At 70.9% G+C, this 24,461-nt stretch carries 30 protein-coding genes; 13 read left to right on the top strand and 17 right to left on the bottom strand.

The window, feature by feature from the left end; translation table 11 throughout:
- Positions 1-157: 157 nt before the first annotated feature.
- Together BMW88_RS33490 and BMW88_RS33485 are read left to right on the top strand one after the other, a co-directional pair.
- A complete protein-coding gene (locus BMW88_RS33490; RefSeq protein ID WP_089958821.1) occupies positions 158-574 on the top strand; it encodes a DUF485 domain-containing protein in 417 nt (138 codons plus the stop codon).
- A 3-nt stretch (positions 575-577) separates the two neighbouring features.
- Positions 578-2,158 carry a solute symporter family protein gene (locus tag BMW88_RS33485; protein ID WP_089958818.1) on the top strand — a complete coding sequence of 527 codons (1,581 nt, stop codon included), beginning with the start codon at positions 578-580 and terminating at the stop codon, positions 2,156-2,158.
- Positions 2,159-2,186: 28 nt separating this feature from the next.
- Here BMW88_RS33485 and BMW88_RS33480 read toward each other — a convergent pair whose 3' ends face one another.
- The 4 genes from BMW88_RS33480 to BMW88_RS33465 all read right to left on the bottom strand — a co-directional run bounded on the left by BMW88_RS33480 (position 2,187) and on the right by BMW88_RS33465 (position 5,411).
- Positions 2,187-2,834: a response regulator gene (locus tag BMW88_RS33480; RefSeq protein ID WP_089959063.1), complete on the bottom strand. Its 648-nt coding sequence runs from the start codon at positions 2,832-2,834 to the stop codon at positions 2,187-2,189.
- Positions 2,831-4,300 carry a sensor histidine kinase gene (locus BMW88_RS33475; RefSeq protein ID WP_177221542.1) on the bottom strand — a complete coding sequence of 490 codons (1,470 nt, stop codon included), beginning with the start codon at positions 4,298-4,300 and terminating at the stop codon, positions 2,831-2,833. The genes BMW88_RS33480 and BMW88_RS33475 overlap by 4 nt, the downstream gene beginning before the upstream one ends.
- Positions 4,301-4,308: 8 nt before the next feature.
- On the bottom strand, positions 4,309-4,791 hold the full coding sequence (locus BMW88_RS33470) for a phosphatase PAP2 family protein (protein ID WP_218148303.1): 483 nt from the start codon (positions 4,789-4,791) through the stop codon (positions 4,309-4,311).
- 74 nt (positions 4,792-4,865) lie between these two features.
- Complete coding sequence (locus BMW88_RS33465) at positions 4,866-5,411, bottom strand: DinB family protein (protein ID WP_089958814.1); 546 nt, start codon at positions 5,409-5,411, stop codon at positions 4,866-4,868.
- 212 nt (positions 5,412-5,623) lie between these two features.
- On the opposite strand from BMW88_RS33465, the gene BMW88_RS33460 reads away from it, so the two are divergent.
- The 3 genes from BMW88_RS33460 to BMW88_RS33450 all read left to right on the top strand — a co-directional run bounded on the left by BMW88_RS33460 (position 5,624) and on the right by BMW88_RS33450 (position 6,680).
- Positions 5,624-5,815: a hypothetical protein gene (locus tag BMW88_RS33460; protein ID WP_089958812.1), complete on the top strand. Its 192-nt coding sequence runs from the start codon at positions 5,624-5,626 to the stop codon at positions 5,813-5,815.
- Between the two features lie 10 nt (positions 5,816-5,825).
- Entirely contained in the window at positions 5,826-6,014 is a 189-nt protein-coding gene (locus BMW88_RS33455) for a hypothetical protein (protein ID WP_089958810.1), read from the top strand.
- Positions 6,015-6,161: 147 nt separating this feature from the next.
- Positions 6,162-6,680 carry a DinB family protein gene (locus BMW88_RS33450; RefSeq protein ID WP_089958808.1) on the top strand — a complete coding sequence of 173 codons (519 nt, stop codon included), beginning with the start codon at positions 6,162-6,164 and terminating at the stop codon, positions 6,678-6,680.
- Between the two features lie 9 nt (positions 6,681-6,689).
- Here BMW88_RS33450 and BMW88_RS33445 read toward each other — a convergent pair whose 3' ends face one another.
- The gene (locus BMW88_RS33445; protein ID WP_089958805.1) at positions 6,690-8,270 is read right to left on the bottom strand and encodes a sulfatase-like hydrolase/transferase; all 1,581 of its coding nucleotides are present in this window, start codon (positions 8,268-8,270) and stop codon (positions 6,690-6,692) included.
- Between the two features lie 76 nt (positions 8,271-8,346).
- On the opposite strand from BMW88_RS33445, the gene BMW88_RS33440 reads away from it, so the two are divergent.
- Positions 8,347-9,009, top strand: coding sequence for a RibD family protein (locus tag BMW88_RS33440; RefSeq protein ID WP_089958802.1), 663 nt, complete (start codon positions 8,347-8,349; stop codon positions 9,007-9,009).
- Here the strand turns inward: BMW88_RS33440 and BMW88_RS33435 are convergent.
- Complete coding sequence (locus tag BMW88_RS33435) at positions 8,990-9,391, bottom strand: DoxX family protein (RefSeq protein WP_089958801.1); 402 nt, start codon at positions 9,389-9,391, stop codon at positions 8,990-8,992. The genes BMW88_RS33440 and BMW88_RS33435 overlap by 20 nt on opposite strands.
- Entirely contained in the window at positions 9,384-10,118 is a 735-nt protein-coding gene (locus BMW88_RS33430) for a CDP-alcohol phosphatidyltransferase family protein (protein WP_089958798.1), read from the bottom strand. Before BMW88_RS33430 ends, BMW88_RS33435 begins: the two co-directional genes overlap by 8 nt.
- A gap of 40 nt (positions 10,119-10,158) precedes the next feature.
- Here BMW88_RS33430 and BMW88_RS33425 point away from each other — a divergent pair, with 40 nt between their 5' ends.
- Both BMW88_RS33425 and BMW88_RS33420 read left to right on the top strand, forming a co-directional pair.
- Positions 10,159-11,142 carry a zinc-dependent alcohol dehydrogenase gene (locus tag BMW88_RS33425; RefSeq protein ID WP_089958797.1) on the top strand — a complete coding sequence of 328 codons (984 nt, stop codon included), beginning with the start codon at positions 10,159-10,161 and terminating at the stop codon, positions 11,140-11,142.
- The gene (locus BMW88_RS33420; protein ID WP_089958795.1) at positions 11,129-11,821 is read left to right on the top strand and encodes a creatininase family protein; all 693 of its coding nucleotides are present in this window, start codon (positions 11,129-11,131) and stop codon (positions 11,819-11,821) included. Before BMW88_RS33425 ends, BMW88_RS33420 begins: the two co-directional genes overlap by 14 nt.
- Here BMW88_RS33420 and BMW88_RS33415 read toward each other — a convergent pair.
- The 4 genes from BMW88_RS33415 to BMW88_RS33400 are packed head-to-tail and all read right to left on the bottom strand — an operon-like array spanning position 11,735 to position 14,832.
- On the bottom strand, positions 11,735-12,697 hold the full coding sequence (locus BMW88_RS33415; RefSeq protein ID WP_089958792.1) for a lysylphosphatidylglycerol synthase transmembrane domain-containing protein: 963 nt from the start codon (positions 12,695-12,697) through the stop codon (positions 11,735-11,737). The genes BMW88_RS33420 and BMW88_RS33415 overlap by 87 nt on opposite strands.
- A complete protein-coding gene (locus BMW88_RS33410) occupies positions 12,697-13,476 on the bottom strand; it encodes a class I SAM-dependent methyltransferase (protein WP_089958790.1) in 780 nt (259 codons plus the stop codon). Before BMW88_RS33410 ends, BMW88_RS33415 begins: the two co-directional genes overlap by 1 nt.
- Positions 13,473-14,468, bottom strand: coding sequence for a glycosyltransferase family 4 protein (locus BMW88_RS33405; protein WP_218148302.1), 996 nt, complete (start codon positions 14,466-14,468; stop codon positions 13,473-13,475). Before BMW88_RS33405 ends, BMW88_RS33410 begins: the two co-directional genes overlap by 4 nt.
- Positions 14,422-14,832, bottom strand: coding sequence for a 6-pyruvoyl trahydropterin synthase family protein (locus tag BMW88_RS33400; protein WP_089958785.1), 411 nt, complete (start codon positions 14,830-14,832; stop codon positions 14,422-14,424). Before BMW88_RS33400 ends, BMW88_RS33405 begins: the two co-directional genes overlap by 47 nt.
- Positions 14,833-14,908: 76 nt before the next feature.
- Here BMW88_RS33400 and ribA point away from each other — a divergent pair, with 76 nt between their 5' ends.
- Complete coding sequence (gene ribA / locus BMW88_RS33395) at positions 14,909-15,559, top strand: GTP cyclohydrolase II (protein ID WP_245778225.1); 651 nt, start codon at positions 14,909-14,911, stop codon at positions 15,557-15,559.
- 51 nt (positions 15,560-15,610) lie between these two features.
- On the opposite strand, the gene BMW88_RS33390 is transcribed toward ribA, so the two are convergent.
- The 3 genes from BMW88_RS33390 to BMW88_RS33380 are packed head-to-tail and all read right to left on the bottom strand — an operon-like array spanning position 15,611 to position 17,195.
- Positions 15,611-16,555: an NAD(P)-dependent alcohol dehydrogenase gene (locus BMW88_RS33390; protein WP_089958784.1), complete on the bottom strand. Its 945-nt coding sequence runs from the start codon at positions 16,553-16,555 to the stop codon at positions 15,611-15,613.
- Positions 16,552-16,719 (bottom strand): helix-turn-helix transcriptional regulator, encoded by a 168-nt coding sequence (locus tag BMW88_RS33385; protein WP_089959056.1) that lies wholly within the window; start codon positions 16,717-16,719, stop codon positions 16,552-16,554. The genes BMW88_RS33390 and BMW88_RS33385 overlap by 4 nt, the downstream gene beginning before the upstream one ends.
- Positions 16,720-16,772: 53 nt before the next feature.
- On the bottom strand, positions 16,773-17,195 hold the full coding sequence (locus BMW88_RS33380; protein ID WP_089958782.1) for a hypothetical protein: 423 nt from the start codon (positions 17,193-17,195) through the stop codon (positions 16,773-16,775).
- 148 nt (positions 17,196-17,343) lie between these two features.
- Here BMW88_RS33380 and BMW88_RS33375 point away from each other — a divergent pair, with 148 nt between their 5' ends.
- The gene (locus BMW88_RS33375; protein ID WP_089958779.1) at positions 17,344-18,201 is read left to right on the top strand and encodes a serine hydrolase; all 858 of its coding nucleotides are present in this window, start codon (positions 17,344-17,346) and stop codon (positions 18,199-18,201) included.
- Between the two features lie 25 nt (positions 18,202-18,226).
- On the opposite strand, the gene BMW88_RS33370 is transcribed toward BMW88_RS33375, so the two are convergent.
- The 3 genes from BMW88_RS33370 to BMW88_RS33360 form a co-directional block, all read right to left on the bottom strand.
- Entirely contained in the window at positions 18,227-18,610 is a 384-nt protein-coding gene (locus BMW88_RS33370) for a VOC family protein (protein ID WP_089958777.1), read from the bottom strand.
- A complete protein-coding gene (locus BMW88_RS33365; RefSeq protein WP_089958775.1) occupies positions 18,607-18,951 on the bottom strand; it encodes an MmcQ/YjbR family DNA-binding protein in 345 nt (114 codons plus the stop codon). Before BMW88_RS33365 ends, BMW88_RS33370 begins: the two co-directional genes overlap by 4 nt.
- A 93-nt stretch (positions 18,952-19,044) precedes the next feature.
- The gene (locus BMW88_RS33360) at positions 19,045-19,938 is read right to left on the bottom strand and encodes a DMT family transporter (RefSeq protein ID WP_218148301.1); all 894 of its coding nucleotides are present in this window, start codon (positions 19,936-19,938) and stop codon (positions 19,045-19,047) included.
- Positions 19,939-19,960: 22 nt separating this feature from the next.
- On the opposite strand from BMW88_RS33360, the gene BMW88_RS33355 reads away from it, so the two are divergent.
- The 3 genes from BMW88_RS33355 (at position 19,961) to katG (ending at position 24,107) form a co-directional block, all read left to right on the top strand.
- Entirely contained in the window at positions 19,961-21,355 is a 1,395-nt protein-coding gene (locus BMW88_RS33355) for an aminotransferase-like domain-containing protein (RefSeq protein WP_089958771.1), read from the top strand.
- Between the two features lie 67 nt (positions 21,356-21,422).
- Entirely contained in the window at positions 21,423-21,857 is a 435-nt protein-coding gene (locus BMW88_RS33350; protein WP_089958769.1) for a Fur family transcriptional regulator, read from the top strand.
- Positions 21,858-21,875: 18 nt separating this feature from the next.
- Entirely contained in the window at positions 21,876-24,107 is a 2,232-nt protein-coding gene (gene katG / locus BMW88_RS33345) for a catalase/peroxidase HPI (protein WP_089958767.1), read from the top strand.
- Positions 24,108-24,461: the final 354 nt, after the last annotated feature.

Here is a 24,461-nt window from a genome sequence, read left to right as displayed (position 1 = left end):
CTACTGCCACACCGCCCGGGTCACACCATTTGAGACGAATGCAGTGCCCGAGTTCGGTCCGGGTTGGTCCGGTTTGGCCCGTTTCACGCGCGTGAGACTCGTTGACTGCACACATGGGGGCGCTACAGTGGGCGCCGCACACGAGGGGCAGGGGTACATGACCAAGGCGATGAGGTCGCCTGGCGAAGCTCAGCACGAGTACCGGGAAATCCGGGGTTTCGCGTCGTTCGACGACCCCGAGGCTTTGTCGTACGTCGATTCGAACGGCAACCCGAACTTCGAGCTGATTCGGCAGACCGACGAATTCCGCACTCTCCGCCGCCGGCTCACGTCGTTCATCTTCCCGATGACGGCGCTTTTCCTGTCGTCCTACCTCACCTTCGTGCTGCTGTCCGCGTACGCGAAAGACTTCGTCAGCACCAAGGTGATCGGTGTGATCAACCTCGGGATCCTGCTGGGCCTCGGACAGTTTGTGACTTCGATCATCATCACGCTCGGCTACTCCCGTTACGCAAAGCGACGACTGGACCCGCAGCGCAAATTGCTCGCCGAGAAGACGGGCGTCGAGGAGTAAGGCATGCCCACCACCGGCAACCCGGTGCTGAACCTCAGCGTCTTCGCGGTCTTCGTCCTGATCACCCTCTACATCGTCTACCGCGTCAGCAGCCGCAACGTCACGGCGTCGGACTACTACGCCGCCGGCAGCTCGTTCACCGGCGCCCAGAACGGTGTGGCGCTCTCCGGTGACTTCCTGTCCGCCGCGTCGTTCCTCGGCATCTCCGGCGGCATCGCGGCGCACGGCTACGACGGCTTCCTCTACTCCGTCGGCTGGGTCGTCGCGTGGCTCGTCGGCCTGCTGCTGATCGCGGAGGGCCTGCGCAACACCGGCCGCTTCACCGTCGGCGACGTGCTGGCGTTCCGGATGAAGCAGCGCCCGGTCCGCGCGGCCGCGGCGAACGCCACGCTGGTGATCTCGTTCTTCTACATGATCGCGCAGATGGCCGGCGCCGGCGGCCTGATCGCGTTGCTGCTCAACGTGTCCTCGAAGTGGGGACAGGCGCTGCTGATCGCGGTGGTCGGCATGGTCATGGTGCTCTACGTGCTGGTGGGCGGCATGAAGGGCACCACCTGGGTGCAGATCATCAAGGCCGTCCTGCTGCTGCTCTGCGTGACGCTGATGAGCGTCTTCCTGCTGGGCAAGTTCGGCTTCAGCCTGTCGGCGATCATGCAGCAGGCCACCGAGAACAACAAGCTCGGCGAGGCCGTCCTCGACCCCGGTGCGAAGTACGGGTTCAGCGCGATGTCCAAACTGGACTTCGTCTCGCTGGCGCTGTCGCTGGTGCTCGGCATCGCGTCGCTGCCGCACGTGCTGATGCGCTTCTACACCGTGCCGAACGCCTCCGAGGCCCGTCGTTCGGTCGTGTGGGCGACCTGGACGATGGTCATCTTCTACCTCTGCACGCTGGTCATCGGCTTCGGCGCGATGGCGCTGGTCGGCACCGACACCATCGCCGCGGCACCGGGCGGCGAGAACTCCGCCGCGCCGCTGCTCGCGTTCCGCATCGGTGGCGCGGTCCTGCTGGGCATCGTGTCCGCCGTGGCGTTCGCCACGATCCTCGCGGTCGTCGCGGGCCTCACGCTGGCGGCGTCGGCCTCGTTCGCGCACGACGTGTACGCGAACGTGATCAAGCGCGGCAACGTCGAGCCGCGCAGGGAGATCCGGGTCGCGCGGCTGACCGCCGTCGTGGTCGGCGTGCTGTCGATCCTCGGCGGCATCGCGGCGAACGGGCAGAACGTCGCGTTCCTCGTCTCGCTCGCGCTGGCCCTCGCCGCCTCGGCGAACCTGTCGACGATCCTCTACACGATCTTCTGGCGGCGCTTCAACACCACCGGCACGCTGTGGAGCATCTACGGCGGCCTCGGCTCGTGCCTGCTGCTGATCGTGTTCTCGCCGGTGATGTCCGGCGCCAAGACCTCGATCTTCCCGGACCTCGACTTCGCGTGGTTCCCGCTGGGCAACCCCGGGCTCGTGTCCATCCCGTTCTCGTTCCTCTGCGGGTTCCTCGCCACGGTCCTCTCGAAGCCCGAGGCGGACAAGGCGGACCTCGCGGCGGAGATGGAGGTCAGGGCGATCTCGGGCATCGGCGCCCGCACCTGACCGACCGGCTCCGGCCTGCCGGGTCCGGTCAGGCGGGGATGATCCCCGCCTCGTGCGCGACGATCGCGGCCTGCACCCGGTTGCGGACGCCGAGCTGCCGCAGGATGGTGCTGACGTAGACCTTCACCGTGCCCTCGACGACGTGGATGCGCGCCGCGATCTCGGCGTTCGACAGGCCGGCGCCGACGAGCCCGAGCACCTCCCGCTCCCGCGCGGTGAGCACCTCGATCCGCTGCTTCGCGAGCGGTCGCGGGTGCGCGCGGGAGAGCTGGTCGACCACGCGCCTGGCCACCAGCGGTGACAGGAACGCGCCACCGGTCGCGACGGCGCGCACACCGGAGATGATCTCCTGCGGGTCGCCTGTCTTCAGCACGAACCCGGCGGCGCCCTCCCCCAGCGCCCGGCTGATGTACGCGTCCTCCGCGAACGTCGTGAGCACCAGCGTCCTCGTGTCCGGGTAGCGCTCCCGGATCCGGTTCGCCGCGTCCAGCCCGTCGAGCACGGGCATGCGGATGTCGAGCACGGCGACGTCGGGGCGGTGCCGCGCGACCAGGTCGAGCGCGTCGCCGCCGTGCTCCGCCTCCGCGACCACCTCGATGTCCCCGGCGGTGCCGAGCACGGCCCTGACGCCGAACCTGACCACCGGCTCGTCGTCCGCGAGCACCACCCTGATCAACCGCTCCTCCTGGCGAGCCACTGCTTCGACACGAGCCGATCATCCCGGAAGCACAGCTCGTGCAGGTCGTGCCGGTCGGCGTCGAACGGGTTGGCGTGCGTGCTGTAGTAGCGGCAGTCGGCTCCCGGCGGCGCGGTGACGCCGAGCGGGTTGTCGACGCGGGTGCGCAGCGGCAGGTCCAGGTCGTCCTCGTCCCGCCCGATCTCCGCGCTCTCGAACTGCTGGCGGGTGAGCACCGACGTCACCGCGTCGAACACCATGTAGCCCGGCACGCCGATCGCGATCCCCGCGCACACGACGGACGTGATCAGCACGGTCTTGCGGGCGCTTCTGCGGATCTCCTCCTCCGTGCGCTCGCGCCGCACGTGCGTGGGCGTGGTACGCGGGAGCGGCCGTTCCGGGAGTTTCGCCCTGACCTCGAACCCGCCGTCGCCGGTCGGCGCGGCCTCGAACCGGCCGCCGACGAGCGCCACGCGTTCGGCGAGGCCGACCAGGCCCTTCCCGCTGCCCACCGCCCTGGTCCGCGGCGCTGGGCCGTTGGTGATCCGCAGTTGGAGGTCCGCGGTGAGGCAGACGGTGACCTTCGCGCCGGGGGCGTGCTTGATCACGTTCGTCAGCGCTTCGGCGACCACGCGGTGCACGGTGCGCGCGATGATCCCGTCGATCGCGGTCCCGCGCCCGTTCGTGAGCTCGACGTCGAGCCCGCTGCGCGCGACGACCTCCTCGATCGCCGCGACGGGTTCGTCCTCGTCGGCCCTGAGCACCTGCATGACGTCGGCGAGCCGTTCCGCCGCCGCCGTGACGCTGGCCCGCGCGGTCCCGGCCGCTTCCCGCTGCCGCGCGGTCAGGGTCGGCTCCAGCTCCAGCGCGCCCACGAGCAGCGCCGCCCGCGCCAGCTCGTGCCCCACGAGGTCGTGCATCTCCCCGGCCAGGCGGGTGCGTTCGGCATTGCGGGCGTTGTCCGCGTCCCGCTCCAGCAGCGCCGCGTGCTCCCAGCCGACCTCCTGCAGCTCCGCGTACCGGCGCCGGAACCGGCCGAACACCCACGGCACGACGCCGAGCACGCCGATGCCGGACGTGACGGCGAGCGCGGTGTCCGAGCCACCGCGCTCGGTCAGCGCCACCACGACTCCCGCGACCTCCGCGACGGCCAGCGCGATGGCGGTCGCGCGGGGGTCCTGCGCGTGCCGTCCGGCGAGGAAGCTGGTGATGGCGAGCGCGGGAGCCAGTGCGACCACCCCGACGGCGCTGTCGAACTGGACCCGCAGGAGGTAGCAGACGAGCCACGCGCCGAGCACCAGGCCCAGCGCCACCGCGGGACGTCTTCTCACGACCACGAACGCCCCGGCGAGCAGGGCCAGGTAGAGCACGACCTCCCACACCGCGAGCCGGCCGGGCCGCGAGGACGCCGCCGCGGCCACCGCCGGCACCGCCGCGCACAGCCACAGGATCAGCCGGACCCACACGGCGCCCATCATCGCAGCCGGCTGAGGACCACCGTCGGCGCGTCGTCGTGGGCTCGTCGTCCCCTCTTCGCCAGCAGAGCCGCGATCCCCCACGACACCAGCGCCCCGAGCGCCAGTCCCGCCAGCACGTCGTGCACGTAGTGGACCCCCACGACCACCCTCGACGCCGCCGCGGCGAGCGCGCAGACCGCCGCCACCCAGCCGAACGTCCGGTGCAGCGCCCAGATCGCCATCGCCGAGGCGCCGGCGATCACGGAGTGGTTGCTGGGGAACGACCAGTCGCCCGGCTCCGGGCAGGGTGCCGGCGAAGGCTTGGAGCGGCAGGGCCTGTCCTCCCGCACGAGGAGCTTGACCACCTCGCTGACCGCGTAGGCCAGCACCACACCGGCTCCGGCGAGGAACGCCCTGAGCCGGAACCGGAACCACAGCACCGAGAACATCACCGCGAACACACCCAGCACCGCGTCGGTGCCGATCACCAGCCAGGTCACCCGGCCGAACCTACGAAGGCGCCGGCCCGGCCGCCTCTGCCGATCGGAACCGCTGCACCTCCACCTTCGACAGGTCAGGACCGGGCCGACTCCCTCGCCATGCCCAGGACCAGGTCGTAGTAGCCGTCGGGGTTCCGGGCGCCGGACCGGCCGTCGACCAGCTCCCGCAGGACGTCGCAGTGGCCCGCGTGCTGCGCGGTCTCCGCCACGACACGGGTCAGCAGATGCCCGAACGTGGTGCCACGCCGCTCCTCCGGCCACCACGGCACCGACGCGGGCGCGTCCAGCGGCAGAGCCGCGATCGACTCGTCGGTGTGCCGCCAGGCCGTGCGGTAGAGGTCCACGACGTAGTCACGGGACTCGGTGGGCTTGACCCACATGTCGCCGTCCTCCCAGATGGAGCCGTCCTCGACCCACGGCAGCTCGACGGGCGCGGGACGGCCGACGCAGTCACCGAGGTAGCCGAGCTCGATGCCGACCAGGTGCTTCACCAGCCCCAGCAGGTTCGTGCCGCTGGGCACGAGCGGGCGGCGCACGTCGTACTCGCCCAACCCGTCCAAAGAGGACAGGACGGAGTCGCGCGAGTCCTGCAGGTACCGGCGGAGGTCTTCGACGATCATCCGCCGACACTAACGCCGCCGCGACGACTACGGCGGTTTCCACACCGGAGGTCCAGGCGCGCGCACGTCCTGCCGGACGGCGTGGTGAGCGCGCTGTGCCGGAGGCGGGTGTCATGGCCGGGCGTCACCGCGCGGTGGCCACGCGGCGGCACGGACGGGTACCGGCGCGCCTCCGACGTTTGCGCGCCAGGTCCGCCGGAAACCACGGGGGCATGACCGAACACCAGTTCACCACACCCGAAGGCGGCGGCGAGCCCGTCGACGAGGAGCCGGACGCGGTGGGCGTCGACGCGGGCGCCGGCGCCTACGTCACCGCCTCCGAGGAGACCGCCATGCACATCGAGGAGACCGAGGCGGGTGGTGGCCGCATCGACCGTCCCGACGACGGCTACCTCGACCGCTGAGGTCCGGCACGTGGCGGTGACGGCGGCAGGGTTGCCCGCGTCGTGGTTCGTCGACCTCACCGGTGGTGCCACCGGTGAGGTCCGGGCCGCGACGACGCCGCCGTCACCGGCACGCCTCTACCACCGGGCACCGGCGTCCGGCTCGACCGGCGGTCGAGGACCGCTCGACCCCGGGCACGGGCACGTCACCTTCGGCTGAATCACCGACCGTGACGTCGAGGTCAGCGCGGGATCGCTCGAAAGCCGCTCGAGTTTCACTGGAGCGGCCGCTCGTCTAGGACACAAGCTGACCTCAAGTGGTCATACAGTCCTTCACGTCGGGTCAAACGAGCGAAGGACTACAGCGATGACCACCACCGAGATCCTCACCGGCGAGCGTGCGGACCTTCTCGAGACCCTCCGGCAGCACCGCTGGTTCCTCACGTTCACGGCGCAGGGCCTGACCGACGAGCAGGCGGCGTCGACCCCGACCGCGAGCTCGCTCTGCATCGGCGGCCTGATCAAGCACGTCGCGTCGGTCGAGGAGAACTGGATCAAGTTCATCGAGCACGGCACGTCGGCGATGGAGTTCGACCCCGACTCGACGGACTACGAGAACCACGCGGCGAACTTCCGCATGGAGCCGGGCGAGACGCTGGCGAGCATCATCGCCCGCTACGACGAGGTCGCAGCCTACACCGACAAGCTCGTCGAGACGGTCGACCTGGACCTGTCGCACCCGCTGCCGTCCGCCCCGTGGTTCCCCGAGGGCAAGACGCGGTCGGCGCGGCGCGTGCTCGTGCACATCGTGGCCGAGACGGCGCAGCACGCGGGCCACGCGGACATCATCCGCGAGACGATCGACGGCCAGAAGACGATGGGCTGAGATCCCGGATCAGAGCTTCGGCGGCGAGAAGGCCGAGAGGAACTGGTCCCGGAATTCGCTCATCCGCGACACCGGGGCCGAGCCTCCCGGTTTCACGCCGTCGTCCCACTTCCACGCCTCGACGCGGGACAGCACCGCCGGGTCCTTGGCGACGATGGTGATGGGCACGTCCCGCGACGCCCCCTCGCCGGTCACCATCTGGGCCGGCTGGTGGTCGCCGAGGAACACGAAGACCAGGTTCTCGTCGCCGTAGCGCTCGAGGTAGGAGATCACCGACTCGAGCGAGTACGAGACGGAGTGCGCGTAGTCGGCGCGCACGGCCGCCGGGTCGCGGCCGAAGATGGACTCCGGCGGGTCGTCGGAGGCGGGCATGGCCGAGTACACCGAGCCGTCGCCCAGCCGGTCCCAGTCCACGAAGTCCGGCGTCGGTGACCACGGCGCGTGCGAGGACACCATCGGGATCGCGGCCATCACCGGGCCGTGCGGCCGGGACCGTTCGTTGCGCTGGAACGACTCCAGCGTGAACTGGTCCGGCGTCGTCGCGTACCCGAACCGCGGGCCGGCGTAGCCGAGGTCCTGTGCCGCGTAGATCTCGTCGTAGTGGAAGAAGTCCCCCTCCGGCCAGGCCTGCGTGATGCCGGGGACCACGCCGACCGATCGCCACGACGCCTCGCGGAACGCCCGCGGCAGCGTCAGCCGGTCGCTCGCCACGAGGTTGCGGTAGCGCTGCTGGTTGTCGATCCACAGCCCGGACAACAGCGTCGCCTGCGCCATCCAGCTCCCGCCACCGGCGGTCGGCGAGGTCAGGTACGCCGACCGGGCGCCGTACCCGGCGGACCTCAGCCGTGCGTTGCCGTCGTCCAGCTTCGCGGCGACGTCCGGCAGGTCGAGCGCGGACTTGCCGTAGCTCTCCACGAACGTGAAGACGACGTCCTTGCCCCGCAACGAGGACAGCAAGCCGGACTGGCCGCGGAACGCGTCGGCCGACGCCTCCGCCGCGAACACCTCCCGGTCGTTCAGCCCCGCCTGGAACCGCCGCGCGTGGTCCACCAACGAGGTCGCGGCGGCGTCCGAGTAGACCGGAACCCCCGGCACGGCGAGCGAAACGCACGCCACGGCCGCCAGCGCCACGGCGCGGACGGCGACCGGGCGATGACCGGCCGCGGCGGATCCGAGCCGCAGCACGGACACCGCGGTCAGCCAGACGATCCCTGCGACCAGCGCGCCCGTGAGGACCACGGCCAGCACCGAGGCGAAGCGGCCGAACGTGACGTCGACGAAGTCGACGGCGGGCACCAGCAGCGGCCAGTCCAGCACCAGGTCGAACGGCCGGTAGAGCACCATGTCGAAGCCGATGTCCATGATCTTCACGACGGTGAACAGGCCCAGCGCGACACCGCCGGCGACGGCCGCGGGCTTGCGCCACCGGTCCGGCAGCAGCACGAGCACCATGACGCCGACGAGGCCTTCCAGCGGCACCCGCAGGAAGGCCTCGAAGGTGAACTCCTCCAGGTCGCTCGGTGCGGTGAGCACGACCACCACGAACAGGCCCGCCAAGACCGTGCCAGTTCGGCGCAACAACGTCCTCACCGGTTTCCCCTTTCCTGACCTATGGGGGAAACGCGCGGAGGCCCGGGTCCGGTTCAACTGCACTACCATCGGGCCCGTGACCCGCCCGCACGTTCTGCTGAGCGTCGCCGTCAGCATCGACGGCCACATCGACGATCGCGGCACCGAGAGGTTTCCGCTTTCCAACGCCGAGGACTTCGACCACGTCGACCGGTTGCGCGCGGAGTCGGACGCGATTCTGGCCGGAGCCGGGACGTTGCGCCGCGACAACGCGCGGCTGCTCGTCTACAGCGCGGAGCGACGGGCGCGCAGAACGGCCGAGGGCAAACCGGAGTTCCCCCTGCGGGTCACCGTCACCAGAAGTGGCAACTTGGACCCTGAGCTGCGCTTTTGGCACTGCGGCGGTGCCCGGCTGGTCTACTCGCGAAGCGCGACGACGACCGTCGGCCACCTCGCCGAAACGAAAACCTTCAGCGATTTCTCCGAGATTCTGGACGATCTCGGCGCACGCGGTGTGCGCAGGCTCATGGTCGAAGGCGGCACGAGCATTCACACGGCGTTCCTCGAAGCGGGACTCGCCGACGAGATCAGGGTCGCGGTCGCCCCGATGCTGATCGGGCAGGCGACGGCCCCGCGTTTCGTGAATCCAGCCGAATTCCCCGGCGGACCGGCTCGCCGATTCCACCTGGAGGACGTCGCGAAAGTCGGGGACGTCGCCGTGCTGCGCTACTTCCCGAAAATCACTTCCTCGCCGGCCTGAGCGCGCCGAGGACCTGCTCGCGCCGGTAGACCGCGATCACCAGCGCCCACACCATGAAGATGATCGGCATCACCGCGTCGTCCAGACCGCCGTTGGTGACGAGGAAGATCTCCGTCAGCGCGGCGCCGCCCATGATCCCGGCCAGCGCCAGCGCCGCGAAGCCGCAGACGCGCGGGATGAGCAGGCCGATCGCGGTGGCGATCTCCAGGACACCGGTGAGGTGGCGGAACCACTGGCCGAAGCCGATGTCGTCGAACTTCGCGACGAACTGGTCGGTGAACAACGCGTAGCCGTTCAGGAAGAACTGCACGGCGAGCGCGATCTGCAGGATCCAGACGACGACGTTGCCTGCCTTCGCCGCGGTTGAGGTCTGCTCAGACATGCCGGGATCCTCCCACCGGCGCCGCCGCGGTGGTCCACAGCCACAGCACATCGCGACCGAACGACCACACCAGCGACGCCAGCGCGAGACCGGTGAGCACCGCCGCGAACGGGAGCAGGCCCGAGGCCGCCACGACGAGGACGATGCCCTGCACCGCGGCGACGACCTTGCGCGCGTAGCTGGCCGGCAGCGGCGCGTTCATCCAGCGGAACCGCCACGAGGCAGCGACGAACACGTACCGCATGAGCCCGATGGCGAGCACCCACGGGCCCATGTGGACGGCCACGTACGCGCTCAGCACGAGGATGAGGAACGCGTCGACCTCCATGTCGAACCGCGCGCCCAGCGGCGTCGAGGTGCCGGTGCGCCGCGCGACCTGCCCGTCCACCCAGTCGAGCGACAACGCCACCGCCGCGAGCGTCACGACCAGCGCCACCGGCACGTCCTGGCCCGCGCGGTCCGCGACCAGCGCGGTCACCGCGCCGACCAGCAGGCCGCGGGTCAGCGTGACCCGGTCGGCCGGACCGAGCGAGGAGGCGCGGTGGCGCTGCATGCCGTAGCCGAGGAACGCCCACGTGGCGAACCCGTAGGCCAGCCCGGCGGCCCAGCCGAGCGGCCCGAGACCGGCGGTGGCCGCGACCACACCCAGCCCGAGCACCTGGGCGACGGCCCAGCCGGCGGGCTCCCGCACTACGACAGGTGTCCTGGTGTGCTGAAGTGTGATCATCAGGTGCTCCTGGTGACTTCGTGCGGCGGAGGTGTTGTCAGTGACACGTACGGCGAGTGCGTTTTGGCTCAACGAATCCGGAAAGGGGGAACTCCGGCCGGTCGCGCTGGACGGGCCCGGTCCCGGCGAGGTCGAGGTGCGCACCCTGCACTCCGGGGTGAGCCGGGGCACGGAGACCCTCGTCTTCCGCGGTGGGGTGCCGGAGAACCAGTACGCGGTGATGAGGGCTCCCTTCCAGGAGGGCGACTTCCCGTGGCCGGTCAAGTACGGGTACCTCAACGTGGGCGTGGTCGAACACGGGCCCGGACATCTGCGCGGACGCACGGTGTTCTGCCTCTATCCACACCAGACCCGTTACGTGGTACCGGAAACCGCGGTGACCGTGGTGCCGGAGCGGGTTCCCGCCGCGCGTGCGGTGCTCGCGGGCACCGTCGAGACGGCCGTGAACGCCGTGTGGGACGCGCGGCCGTTGATCGGCGACCGGATCGCGGTGGTCGGTGGTGGCATGGTCGGGTCGAGCATCGCGGCCGTTCTCGCGTCTTTCCCCGGCGCGCGCGTGCAGCTCGTGGACGCCGACCCGGCTCGGCAGACTACGGCTGACCGGCTCGGCGTCGGTTTCTCCTCGCCGGGCAACGCGCTCGACGGCTGCGACCTGGTTTTCCACGCCAGCGCGTCGGAAGCGGGCCTCACCACGGCGTTGAACCTGCTCGCACCGGAGGGGCGGGTCGTCGAGCTGAGCTGGTACGGCGACCGGAAGATCTCGGTGCCGCTCGGCGAGTTCTTCCACTCGCGCCGGCTCACGATCCGCAGCAGCCAGGTCGGCTCGGTCGGCCGCCCGGACCGCACCTACGCCGAACGCCTGGCGCTCGCCCTCGACCTCCTGGCCGACGCCAGGTTCGACGCCCTGATCACCGGAGCCAGCGCGTTCGAGGAGCTGCCGGACGTCATGCCGAAGCTCGCCGACGGGGCGATCCCGGCGCTGTGCCACCGCGTTGACTACGGTCAGGGCCATGTTCCCGAGTGACACCACGGCCGACGTCCGCGACCACCGGGTGGCCGTGCTCCCGGTCGGCAGCACCGAGCAGCACGGCCCGTACCTGCCGCTCGCCACCGACTCGGTGATCGCGTGGACGATCGCGGCGGAGATCGCCGCGGCGCACCCGGTCCGGCTGCTGCCGCCGATCCAGTTCTCGTGCTCACAGGAGCACGCCGGCTGGCCCGGCACGGTCAGCATCTCCGCGAGCACCCTGATCTCAGTGGTCACGGACATCGCGGACTCCCTGCGGCGCACCGGGATCACCGGCCTGGTCCTGGTCAACGGCCACGGCGGCAACTACGTGCTGTCGAACGTCGTGCAGGAGGGCGAGGGGCTGGCGCTGTTCCCCGGACGTGACGACTGGGCGTTCGCGCGGGAGAAGGCCGGCATCGAGACCTCGTCGTACAGCGACATGCACGCGGGTGAGCTGGAGACCTCGATCCTCCTGCACGCCCACCCCGATCTCGTCCGTCCCGGCTACGAATCCGCTGACCACCTGGCTGAGGACCGGCGGCACATGCTCACCCTGGGTCTGGCGCCGTACACGGAGTCCGGCGTCGTCGGGCGTCCTTCGCTCGCGTCAGCGCGCAAGGGCGAGCTCCTGCTCGCGGGGCTCGTCGAGTCGTTCGGCCACTACGCCGCTCTGCTCGGCCCCGGTCCGGCGTGACAGGAAGAGCACGACCGCGCCGGGCAGGGCCGCGACCAGCGCCAGCACGCCGTAGACGATGCCGGTGGTGAAGCCCTGCCCGGCGCCCAGCCCGGCGGCGCCGAACGCCACCGCGAGGAACGCCTCGCGCGGGCCGAAGCCGCCGATGTTGACCGGGATCGCCATGATCAGCAGTGCCAGCACGACGACCGGGGCGAGCTGGGTGGTCGTGGCGTCCGAGCCGGCGGCGCGGGCGGCGACCACGAACAGCGCCACGTACCCGGCGACGGCGGCGGCCGACAGCGCGACGACCGCGGGCCAGGTCTTCAGCGACAGCAGCCGGATCCCGTCCGCGAGGGTGTGCACGAGCATGCGGCGCACCGGCCCGACCTGCCAGCCGACGACCATCGCGCCGGCCAGCCCCGCCGCGACGAGCGCGGCGGTGGTGCCGTCCACGGTGAGGTCGAGACCGGGTGCGGGGTGCGTGAGCAGCACCGCGAGCCCGATCCCGACCAGCACGACCTGGCCGGCGAAGCGCTCGAAGAACACGGCGCGCACGCCGCGTCCGACATCGCCCTGCTCACGGCCGTGGTTGACCGCGCGGTGCACGTCGCCGAGCACGCCCGCGGGCAGCACGGCGTTGACGAGCTGCGCCCGGTAGTAGTCGCTCACCGCGGCCCGCACGGACAGCGACAGGCCGAGGCGGCGCGCGACGAGCACCCAGCGGCCCGCGCTGAGCAGCGTCGTCGCGAACCCGATCGCCAGCGCGGCGGCGACGGAGAACGCGTCGATCGCGCGCAGCCCGTCCAGGAACGCCCCGGTGCCCAGGCGAACGCCCAGGCCCACCAGGATCCCCGCCGCCAGCAGCAGGCGAAGCCACGGCCAGAACTTCTTCATCAGGCAGTCCTCGGTATCGCGAGCAGGTCGACGTGGTGGACCACCGCGGAGGCCGTCGACCTGCGGCGCAGGTACTCCGTCACCTCGGTGGCGAGTGCGGGTTCCTGCTCCGCCGCGGCGCCGGTCCAGCCCTTCAGCCACTCGCCCAGCAGGGCGTCGGCGTGCAGGTGCCAGGGGCTCTGTGCCGAACGGACCGAGGCGCCGAGCGCCGCGAAGGCTTCTTCGGCGGCGGCCGGGGCGTCCGGTCCGAGGAGACGCCGGCCGTCCACGACGCGGCGCTGGTGGGCGTTGAACGCGTCCTGGAAGGCGGCGTCGAGCGGCTCGGCCGGGTCGAGTTCGATCCGGCCGGCCACCGAGAGCGTGAACAGTGCGGGCACATGTGCTCCTACGCAGGCAGCGGCCAGAGCGTTCATCTCTTCGGCGGTGAGCAGGTCGAGCAGCGCGGAGCACGTGACCAGGTCGGCGCCCGCGAGGTCGGCGGCACGGAGCGCGGTGAGGTCGCCCTCGCGCGTCTCGGCGGTGACGTTGCCGATGGCGCTCACGCTGGCCTGCGCCAGCCCGAGCAGCCGGGGGTCGCGGTCGTGCAGCACCCAGTGCTGCACGCCGCCGAGCCTCCCGGCGAGCCATCGTCCCATCGATCCCGTGCCACAACCCAGGTCACGGATGGTGAGGGGGTTCCGGTTCACCAGAGTTTCGCGGACCACGTCCACGAGCTCCGTCGAGCGCGCGGCCGCGTCGGCGTTTTCGCGCAGTGCCAGCCATTCCGGGGCGAAGGTCATGGCCGCAGACTAGCCAGCACCCTCCGCAGGTCCTGAGTGGACTCGTCCCAAGTGGACAGAACAGCCCGGCGCGCGAGCGCCCTGGCCCGCAGTTCCGCCCGGAGCTCCCGATCTTCGAACCAGCGCGTCAGCGCAGCTTCCCACGCCTTTTCGTCGCCGGCGGGAACGAGCAGGCCGCCGTCCCCGAGCGCGTCGGGAACCGAGCTCGCGATGACCGGCAGACCGTGCGCGAGCGCCTCGGTGACCACCATGCCGTAGGTCTCGTTGCGGGAGGCGAGGACGAACAGGTCCGCCTGGGCGTACGCGCTGGTCAGCGCCTCACCGGCGAGCGGACCGGGGAAGCTCACGCGGTCGTCGCGCGGCAGGGTGGCCAGGAACGGCCGGTGCGGGCCCACGCAGCTCAGCCGCCAGTCGTGGCCGATCCGGCGCAAGGCGCTGATCAGCAGGTCGTGGCCTTTGCGCGGTGTGATGGACGCAACGCAGAGCAACTGGCTGACGCCGTCCGTGCCCCGCGCTCGCGGTGCGGGATCGGTGCCGGGGACGACGACGTGGACGTGGTCGAGCCCGTGCCTGGCCTTGATGTCGCGGCCCGCCGTCGGACTGGTCGCGATGACCGCGCTCACGGCCCGCAGGACCTGCCGTTCCCGCTCGTCCAGGACGACGGCGATCGCCGGGTCGAGGCCCGTCTCGTCGGCCAGCGGCAGGTGCACGAGGACGGCGAGCCGCAGCCGCCGGGCGTGCGGGACGACGACCTCCGGCACGCCACACGCGACCAAGCCGTCGAGGAGGACGACGTCGCCGTCCGGGATCCGCGCGAGCGCGTGCTCCAACGCGGCGGTGTCGCGCGGACGCGGCCAGTCACCAGCGACGGGCAGGCGGTGCAGGCCCGCGCTCACGCGCAGGTCGTAGACGTTGCCGCCGCTGGGACTGCCCGGATCCCCGGCGTCAGCCGGAAGGACGAAGTGCACGTTCGTAGCTCGCCCACGCCACATGGGACTCGTGGAGTGTGACGGTGATCGCATTGATGCCGTGAGCACCCTCACCCAGAGCACCCTCGGCGATCTTGTCCGCGAGCTGGTCGGCGATGTGCTTCGCGAGCCACTCCGTCGAGGTGTTGATGCCCGCGAACTGCGGTTCTTCGTCCAGGTTGCGGTAGTTGAACGCGGCCAGGACCTTGCCCAGCTCCTGGGTCGCGAGTCCGATGTCGACGACGATGTTGTCGGAATCGAGCTCCGCCCGTTTGAACGTTGCGTCCACCAGGAACGTTGCTCCATGCAGACGTTGTGCCGGGCCGAAGACCTCACCGCGGAAACTGTGGGCGATCATCACGTGATCGCGGACGGTGATGCTGAACAGGATGACCTCCGCTGTGCGGTCGGGTTACGGTGCGATCTCCACCCGAGCGTAGATGACCACGTTCGGGAGGCGCCTGGTGACGAGGGGACCCGAGATGTTCGAGCAGGCCTTCAACGACGAGGACGTGGCGGAGTCCGATCTGGTGACCCGCCGCGGCACCTTCCGCGCAGTCGCGTTCCGCGCGGACGGTCACGAGCACATGGCCCTCGTCTACGGCAAGACGAAACTGCGCGAGAACGTACTGGTGCGCATCCACTCCGAGTGCATGACCGGCGACATCTTCGGCGCGATGCGGTGCGAGTGCGGCGAGCAGCTCGACGCCGCCCTGAACACCATCGTGCGCGAGGGCAACGGGATCCTCATCTACCTGCGCGGCCACGAAGGCCGCGGAATCGGTTTGGTGGCAAAGGTTCGCACGCACGTGCTGCAGGACGCCGGCATGGACACACTGGACTCGGCCACGTCCCTCGGGCTGCCCGTCGACGTCCGCGACTACACGCCCGCCGCGCGGATCCTCCAGCACCTGCGGGTGCAGTCGGTGCGGCTGATGTCCAACAACCCCGACAAGATCGCGGCGCTGGAGGAGAACGGCATCACCGTCGCCTCGCGGGTGCCGTTGCTGATGCCGCCGAACACCCACAACATCGCGTACCTGACGGCCAAGCGCGACCGGCTCGGGCACGACCTGCCACAGGTCGACTCCTTCCCGTTGCCGCACGCGCGCTGACCGCCGCCCACCGGCCGTTGGCGGCATCGCCAACGGCGAGGGGGGCTCCGGTCAGATCGTGACGACGACCTTGCCCCGCGACCGTCGCGAGTGGACGTGGTCGACCGCGTCCAGCGCTTCGGACAACGGGAACTCCCGTTCCACCGCTGGTGTCACCGCGCCCGCCTCGATGAGCACCCGCAGCTCGTCGAAGACGTCGCCGCGTTCCGCCGACATCAGCGGCAAGAGCTTTTGCGACACGAACAGGTTCAACGCCGCCGCGTGCAGCGCCCGCTCGAACCCGCCTGTCAGCGGTGCTCCGGTCTCGGCGCCGACCAGCACCAGCGTGCCGCGCGGGGTCAACGCCTTGCGCAGCAAGGACAACCGCCGGTTACCGCCGCAGTCCAGGATGAGGTCGTACGTGCCGGTGAAGTCCGCGACCGTGTAGTCGACGACCTCGTCGGCGCCCAACGACCGCACCAGGTCCACCTTCCCCGTGCTGCACACACCGGTCACGTGCGCGCCGAGGGCCCTCGCGATCTGCACCCCGTACGACCCGACACCGCCGCCGGCACCGAGCACCGCGACCCGTTGTCCCGCTTGCACTCCGCGCAGCCCTTGCAGCGCCGTCCCGCCCGAGATCGGCACCGCCGCCGCCTGCGCGAAGGAGAGCCCGGCGGGCTTGCGCGCCAGTTGCGCGACCGGCGCGACCGCGTACTCGGCGAACGCTCCCCCGCACGTGCCGAACACCTCGTCGCCGGGCTCGAACTCCGTGACACCGGGACCGGTCTCCGTCACGACCCCGGACACATCCCTGCCCAGCACCGGCGACTTCGGCGCGCGGAGCCCGAACCCGACGGCCCGCACCAGGTACGGCTTCCCGGTGAGGAGGTGCCACGTGCCCATGTCGACGCCCGCGGCCCGCACCTCCAGCAGCACCTCACCCCGCCCGGGGACGGGCACCGGCAGCTCGCCGAGCGCGGCCGATCCGTATCTTCGTTGCACGACAGCCTTCATCCGTCTTCCTCCTGCGGGTACTGGAACACCTCTTCGAGCGACACCCCGAACACGCGGGCGATCTTGAACGCCACCTCCAGCGAGGGCGAGTACTTGCCCTGCTCGATGGCGATCAGCGTCTGCCGCGTCACACCGATGGCCGAGGCGAGGTCGGCCTGCTTCATCTCGCCGTGCGCGAACCGCAGCGCGCGGATGGAGTTCGTGACTTTCGTGGGCTTCACCGCATACCCCGCCGGTAGGCCGCGATCTTCGCCGCGGAACCGAGCACCGCGGACAACACGAAGCCCAGGTAGAGCACGTTCGCGATCCAGAAGTGCGCAGCCTCCGCCATCGCGAGCGCCATCGCGGAGATGCCACCGATCACGCCGAACGACTGGCCGACGTGGTCGCCGAACCGGCCGATCTCGCGGTCCCGTTCGTCGACCTGGAGGCCCTCGTTGCGCGAGGCGACGCCGAACCAGATCCCCGACACGATCCCGGCGACGATGCCGAGCCCGGTGGTCCACAGCAGCGCACCGACGTACGGCGTCTCGGTCAGCGGCCGTCCGTCCGCGCGGCTCAGCACGAGCACCAGGTACACGGCATAACCGGCCACGGCGATGACCGCCAAGGCCCACGCCCGCTTCTCCTCGAACGCCACGGTCCGCTCCTGATGTCAAAGAAACCTGACATCGCCAACGTAAAGCGGAGCTGACATCATGTCAAACATGTTTTACTTCACCGGCGGAATGACCCACGCGTCCGGTTGGCGGTCGACTACCGCCGACCGGCCCCCTAGCGTGCGGCGCATGCTCCGTCCGATCCTTGTCGCGTGCGCGCTCGCCCTCAGCGCGTGCGGGCAGGCCGCGACCACGGAGCCACCCGCCGTCGCACCTCCGCGGCACACCCCGGCGGCCGCCCCCCTCGTCTCGGCCCCCGACCTGTGCCCGATGCCCGACAGCGGGTTCGAGTGCGAGCTGCAGAGGCGGATCAAGGCCGTCCAGGAGTACGCCGAGACCAGGCCGGGCAGCGTCGGCATCGTCCTGCGCGACCGCGAGTCCGGGGCGATGTGGCGCAACGGCAACGCGGGCGACCTGACGTGGACGGCGTCGACGATCAAACTCGCGATCGCCGTGAACCTGCTGGAGCGCCACCGCGCGGGCAAGATCAGGCTGAGCAACGAAGACCGCCGGCTGATGACCGCGATGCTGCACAGTTCCGACGCCGACGCGACGGACACGTTGTGGAGGCGGTACGGCGGGACGACGTTCAACGCATCGTTCGCCAACTACGGCATGACCGAACTAGTCGCACAGAAGGGCTATTCGGCCACATTCCCCTACTGGGGCTTCGAGAAGTGCACGACGAACGACCTCGACCGGCTGATCAACCACGTCCTCGACACCGTGCCCGCCGAGGACCGCGCCTACCTCGTGGGGCAGATGCGCGAGGTCGGCCCCGAGCAGCAGTGGGGCGTCTGGGGACCGGACTCCGGGGCGAAGAACGGCTGGGCGGAGGAGGACAGCGGCTGGGTGGTGAACTCGGTCGGCTTCGTCGGGCCGGCCGAGCGGTACACGCTCGCGATCATGAACGACCTCAAGGGCCAGGGCGGCTACGACGAGGGCCGCGCCACGAGCACCGAGATCACCCGCCTCCTCTTCCGCTGACCCGCCCGCATCCGGGCGACGCGGCTCAGGCCTCGCCGAGCGGTTCCCGGGGGTCCCGCACCGACTCCCACAGGCAGAGCACCGAGCCCTCGGTGTCCTCGACGTACTGCGAGAACCCGTGGTCGCCCACCCGCTCCTTGGCGTTGAGCAGCTTGCCGCCCGCCTCCACGACCCTGCGCGCCGCCCCGTCGACGCTCGGCACGTCGATGATCAGCACCGGCCCCCGCACGAACTCGGTCCGCGGCGAGATCCCGCCGTCCGCGTCGGCCACGTCGACCTCGTCGCCGTCGGCGTCCACCAGGACGTAGCCGAACGGCAGCTCCAGCGCCGACCAGCCGAAGACGTCGCGGTAGAACCTCGTCGCGCGCGCGAGGTCGTCGGCGGGCAGCTCGAACTTGACCCTGGTCATCGCGCCAGGTCCGGCACCAGCGCGACGAGGTCGTCCGGCGCGGACAGCCGCCACGCCTCGAAGACGAGCTCCCGCAGCTCGTCGGCGTCGACACCCTCCAGGTGCACGACGACCCAGCCGAAGCCGCCGGACGTGAACTGCTCCTCGAACACGTCGGGCCGTTCGGCCACGAGCGCCTGCTGCTCGGACAGCGTCTGCTTCAGCCCGACGGTCTGCGTGCGCGGCCAGTAGTACCCGAACACCTTGCCCCGCACGCGAAAGGTGTCGTACTGCTGGCCGGACGAGCGCCGCACCTCCGCGAGCGCGTCCACGATCTTGAAGAGCCCGTTCGATGTCGCCACTGCCGACCCCCAAAGCCGAAGGCTCCCCGAACCCGAAGACGCCCCAGAACCCAGGGAACCGAGTATAAATCGGTCACACCGCCGACGGTCTCCTCAGGTGCGCACCGGTTCGGCGGTGGCGGCGCTCGTCGACGCGACCCGGCTGCGCTGGGTCAGCACCACGCACACGACGACGACCGCGGCGGTCGCCAGCGCGGGCCAGCCGACGTCTTCGCCCAGGACCAGGGCCGACCACAGGAGGGTCAGGACCGGTTGGGCGAGCTGGAGCTGGCCGATCTTGGCCACGCCGCCCGCCGCCAGGCCCGCGTACCAGGCGAAGAAGCCAAGGAACATCGAGATCAGCGCCACGTAGCCGAAACTGAGCCACACGACCGTCGTGGCGCGCGAGAAGTCCGCTGTGACCACGGAAACCGGGATGGTCACCGGCAACGAGACGACCAGCGCCCAGCAGACGGTCCTGGCGCCGCCCAGCTCGCGGGAGAGCGCGCCGCCCTCGGCGTATCCCAAGCCGCACAGCACGACCGCGATGACGAGGTAGAGGTCGGCGACGCCGAACGAGCCGGACAGGCCCCCGCCGGTCGCCACGAACGCCAGCACCGCGAGCAGGCCCGCGCCGCTGGAGAGCCAGAACGCGACGGGCGGTCGTTCGGAGGCGCGCAGGACCGCCCAGATCGCGGTGGACATGGGCAGCACCGCGATCACCACCGCGCCGTGGGCCGAGGTCTGGGTGGTGAGGGCCAGGGACGTGAAGAGCGGGAAGCCCACCACGATGCCCGCGGCGACGACGACCAGCCGGCCCACCTGCGCCACCGACGGGCGCGGCGCGCGCGATAACGCCAGGTAGCCGATCGCGAGGACACCGGCGACGAGCGCACGTCCGAACGCGACGAACCACGGGTCGAGCCCTGCCACCGCCAAGCGGGTCGCGGGCAGGGAGAAGCTGAAGCCCAGCACGCCCAGCGCGCCGAGTGTTACCCCCGCTGGCACGGTAACGTTACTCTTGGCTCTCATGAACGAGGATAACGCAGCCAATCGCGTTATCGAGGACCTCCGAACCGCGGCGCGGGCGGGACGCGCGGGCGACCGGATGCCGTCGGTGCGCGAGCTGATGGCCCGGCACCGGGCCTCTCCCGCGACCGTGCAGCAGGCGATCGGGCGCGTGGCGGCCGAGGGGCTCGTCGAGGTGCGGCCGGGCCGGGGCAGCTTCGTCGCCCCGCGGACGACGAGCAGCGGCCACGACCTGTCGTGGCAGGCCGTCGCGCTCGGCGAGGGCAGGCCCGGCGAGGACCTGGTGGCCAACCTGGTCGCGGTGCCGAAACCGGAGACCATCCCGCTGTCGAGCGGGTACCTCGACCCGGACCTGCAACCGGTGGACGCGCTCGGCGCCGCGCTGAGCCGGGCGGCGCGCCGGCCCGCCTCGTGGGGCCGCGTTCCGGTGGAGGGCAAGGAGGAGCTGCGCGCGTGGTTCGCGAAGGAGGCGGGCGGCGAGCTCAGGAGCGGCGACATGACGGTGTGCGCGGGTGCCCAGGAGGCGCTCGCGACCGTGTTCCGCGGCCTGGGTGACCGCGGCGACGCCGTCCTGGTCGAGTCGCCCACCTACCTCGGCGCGACAGCGGCCGCTCGCGACGCCGGGCTCAAGGTCGTGCCGGTGCCGGCGGACCAGGACGGGGTGCGGCCGGACCTGCTCCACGCCGCGTTCGAGCGCACCGGCGCGAAGCTCTTCTACTGCCAGCCGTTGCACGCGAACCCGCACGGCGGCGTGCTGTCCGACGAGCGGCGCGGCGAGGTCATGCGGATCGTCCGCACCGCCGGCGCGTTCCTGGTCGAGGACGACTGGGCGCGCGGCCTCACCGTCGACGGCACGGCGCCGCCCGCGCTGGCCGCGCAGGACACCGACGGCCACGTCGTCTACGTCCGCTCGCTCACGAAGGTCGCCGCGCCGGGGCTGCGCGTCGCCGCGATCGGTGCCCGCGGGCCCGCGGGCACCCGGCTGAAGAACACCCGGTCGAGGCAGGACCTGTACGTCGCCGGACCGCTGCAGGAGGCGGCGATCGACTTCGTGACGTCCCCGGCCTGGCGCCGGCACCTGCGCGCGCTCCAGCGGTCCTTGAGGTCCCGGCGCGACGCTCTGGCACGCGCGATCGGCGAGCACCTGCCCGAGTTCGAGGTCGCGAGGTCGTCGGGCGGCCTGCACCTGTGGGCGGGGCTGCCCGGCGACGTCGACGAGCTCGACCTCACGACGGCCGCCGCGGCGCGCGACGTCGTGGTGTTCCCCGGACGACCCTGGTTCGCCGCTGAACCGCCGGGCGGTTTTCTCCGTTTGACCTACGGCGGGGCACCCGAGCACGTGCTCGCCGAGGGCGTGCGGCGGCTGGCCGACGCGCTGTCCGCCGTGCGGCGATGACCGGTTCAGGTGAATTGCATCATTCATTAACTTGACTGACTCCAGAAAAGACGGCAGGCTGGGTGTCGTGCCCACCGCTTCCGACTTCGAGCGCATGTTGCGCGGCGCCTCACTCAGGGTGACGGCTCCGCGGATCGCCGTGCTGTCCGCGGTGCACCTCCACCCGCACGCCGACACCGACTCGATCATCGGTGTCGTGCGGCAGAACCTCGGCGCCGTCTCCCACCAGGCCGTCTACGACGTGCTTCGCGCGTTGACCGGAGCCGGCCTGCTGCGCCGCATCGAGCCGCAGGGCTCGGTCGCGCGCTACGAGGCGCGCGTCGGGGACAACCACCACCACGTCGTGTGCCGTTCGTGCGGCGCCATCGCCGACGTCGACTGCGCCGTCGGCCATGCGCCCTGCCTGGACGCATCCGATGACCACGGGTTCGTCATCGACGAGGCCGAGGTCATCTACTGGGGCACGTGCCCCGAGTGCACGACCGCCGCGAGAAGTTCTTGAACATCCGGAAGGATTCTTGTGTCCGAAAGCACTGACGCCAAGGTGAGCGAGCTGAACGAGGAGGAGGCCGGCGGTTGCCCGGTCGCGCACGTCCGGCGCAGTCACCCCACCGAGGGCGGCGGCAACCGCGACTGGTGGCCCAAGCAGCTCAACCTGCGGATCCTCCGCAAGCACCCGGTCCAGGCCAACCCCTTCGGCGGTGACTTCGACTACGGCAAGGAATTCCTGACCGTCGACCTCGACGAGCTGGCGCGCGACGTCGACGCCGTGCTGACCGAGTCGAAGGACTGGTGGCCCGCGGACTTCGGGCACTACGGCCCGTTCATGATCCGGATGGCGTGGCACAGCGCGGGCACGTACCGCACCCACGACGGCCGCGGTGGCGCCGGCGCGGGCATGCAGCGTTTCGCTCCGCTGAACAGCTGGCCGGACAACGGCAACCTGGACAAGGCCCGCCGTCTGCTGTGGCCGGTCAAGAAGAAGTGGGGCCGCAAGGTCTCCTGGGCCGACCTGATGATCTTCACGGGCAACCGCGCCCTGGAGACGATGGGCCTCAAGACCTTCGGCTTCGCCGGCGGCCGCAACGACGTGTGGGAGCCGGACGAGGACGTCTACTGGGGCCCGGAGACCGAGTGGCTCGGCGGCGACTCGCGCTACAGCGGCGAGCGCGAGCTGGAGACCCCGCTCGCGGCCGTCCAGATGGGCCTGATCTACGTCAACCCCGAGGGCCCGAACGGCAACCCGGACCCGCTGGCCTCCGCCCGCGACATCCGCGAGACGTTCGGCCGCATGGGCATGAACGACGAGGAGACCGTCGCCCTCATCGCCGGCGGCCACACCTTCGGCAAGGCGCACGGCGCGGGCGACCCGTCGCTGGTCGGCGCCGAGCCCGAGGGCTCGCTGATGGACGCCCAGGGCTTCGGCTGGATCAGCACGCACGGCACCGGCAAGGGCCGTGACGCGATCACCTCCGGCCTCGAGGTCACCTGGACCCAGAAGCCCACCGAGTGGACGAGCCTGTTCTTCAAGAACCTGTTCGCCTTCGAGTGGGAGCTCACCAAGTCCCCGGCCGGCGCGCACCAGTGGAAGCCGAAGGGCGACGCGGGCGCCAACACGGTGCCCGACCCCGAGGACGGCACGCTCAACCGCCAGCCGATGATGCTGACCACGGACCTCGCGCTGCGGTTCGACCCGATCTACGAGCCGATCTCGCGCAAGTTCGCGGAGGACCACGAGGCGTTCACCGAGGCGTTCTCCCGCGCGTGGTTCAAGCTGACCCACCGCGACATGGGCCCGATCCAGCGCTACCTCGGCCCGCTGGTGCCGCAGGAGGAGCTGATCTGGCAGGACCGCCTGCCCGTCCGCGACTTCGAGCTGATCGACGCCGCCGACGTCGCCGCGCTGAAGGCCAAGATCCTCGAGACCGGTCTCTCGATCTCGCAGCTCGTCAAGACGGCGTGGGCGTCCGCCTCCTCGTTCCGCCAGAGCGACAAGCGCGGTGGCGCCAACGGTGCCCGCATCCGCCTGGAGCCCCAGCGCAACTGGGAGGTCAACGAGCCGGACCAGCTCGCCGGGGTCCTGCGGACCCTGGAGGGCGTCCAGGAGGCGTTCAACAACGCCCAGACCGGCGGCAAGAAGGTCTCGCTGGCCGACGTGATCGTCCTCGGCGGCGCCGCGGCGATCGAGCAGGCCGCCAAGGCCGCGGGCCACGACGTCGAGGTGCCGTTCCTCGCGGGCCGCACCGACGCCACCCAGGAGCAGACCGACGCCGAGTCGTTCGCGGTCCTGGAGCCCGTCGTCGACGGCTTCCGCAACTTCGGCGGCAAGGCCACCCCGCTGCCGTCGGAGTACCTGCTGATCGACAGGGCCAACCTGCTCGGCCTCTCCGCGCCGGAGATGACCGTCCTGATCGGCGGCCTGCGCGTGCTGGGCGCCAACCACGGCGGCTCGAAGGCGGGCGTGCTCACCGAGAAGCCCGAGACGCTGACCAACGACTTCTTCGTCAACCTGCTCGACATGGAGACGGAGTGGAAGTCGGTCACCGAGGACCAGGAGAACTTCGAGGGCCGCGACCGCGCCACCGGCACCGTCCGGTGGACCGCCACGCGCAACGACCTGGTGTTCGGCTCGAACTCCGAGCTCAGGGCCGTCGCCGAGGTCTACGCGAGTGACGACGCCTCCGACAAGTTCGTGGTGGACTTCGTGTCCGCGTGGAACAAGGTCATGAACGCGGACCGCTACGACGTCTGATCCCGTTCCCCTGTCCGGTACCCCAGGCCACTGCTTTCGGCCTGGGGTACCTGGCTTTGGGGGTGGGTTCGTTCTGCGGCGGGGGCGGTGTCGTTCGGCTGCGGGGCTGGTGTGGTTTTGGGCCGTCCGGTCGGACGGTTCGCCCGGCTTGTCGTGGTGAGCTGGGAGCTGGTGCGTTCTGAGCAGTCCGGGTCAGACGACCCGCCCGGCTTGTCGCGGTGGAGCCGAGAGCTGGCGCGTTCCAGGCAGTCCGCATCAAACGACCCGCCCGGCTTACCGCGTCAGACGCGGGAGCTGGTGCGTTCGGGCGGTCCGCATCAGACGGCCCGCCCGGCTTACCGCGCCAGAGCCGGA

The organism is Lentzea xinjiangensis, assembly GCF_900110955.1.
Taxonomy (GTDB): domain Bacteria; phylum Actinomycetota; class Actinomycetes; order Mycobacteriales; family Pseudonocardiaceae; genus Lentzea; species Lentzea xinjiangensis.
This window is presented reverse-complemented; position numbering and strand designations above follow the sequence as displayed.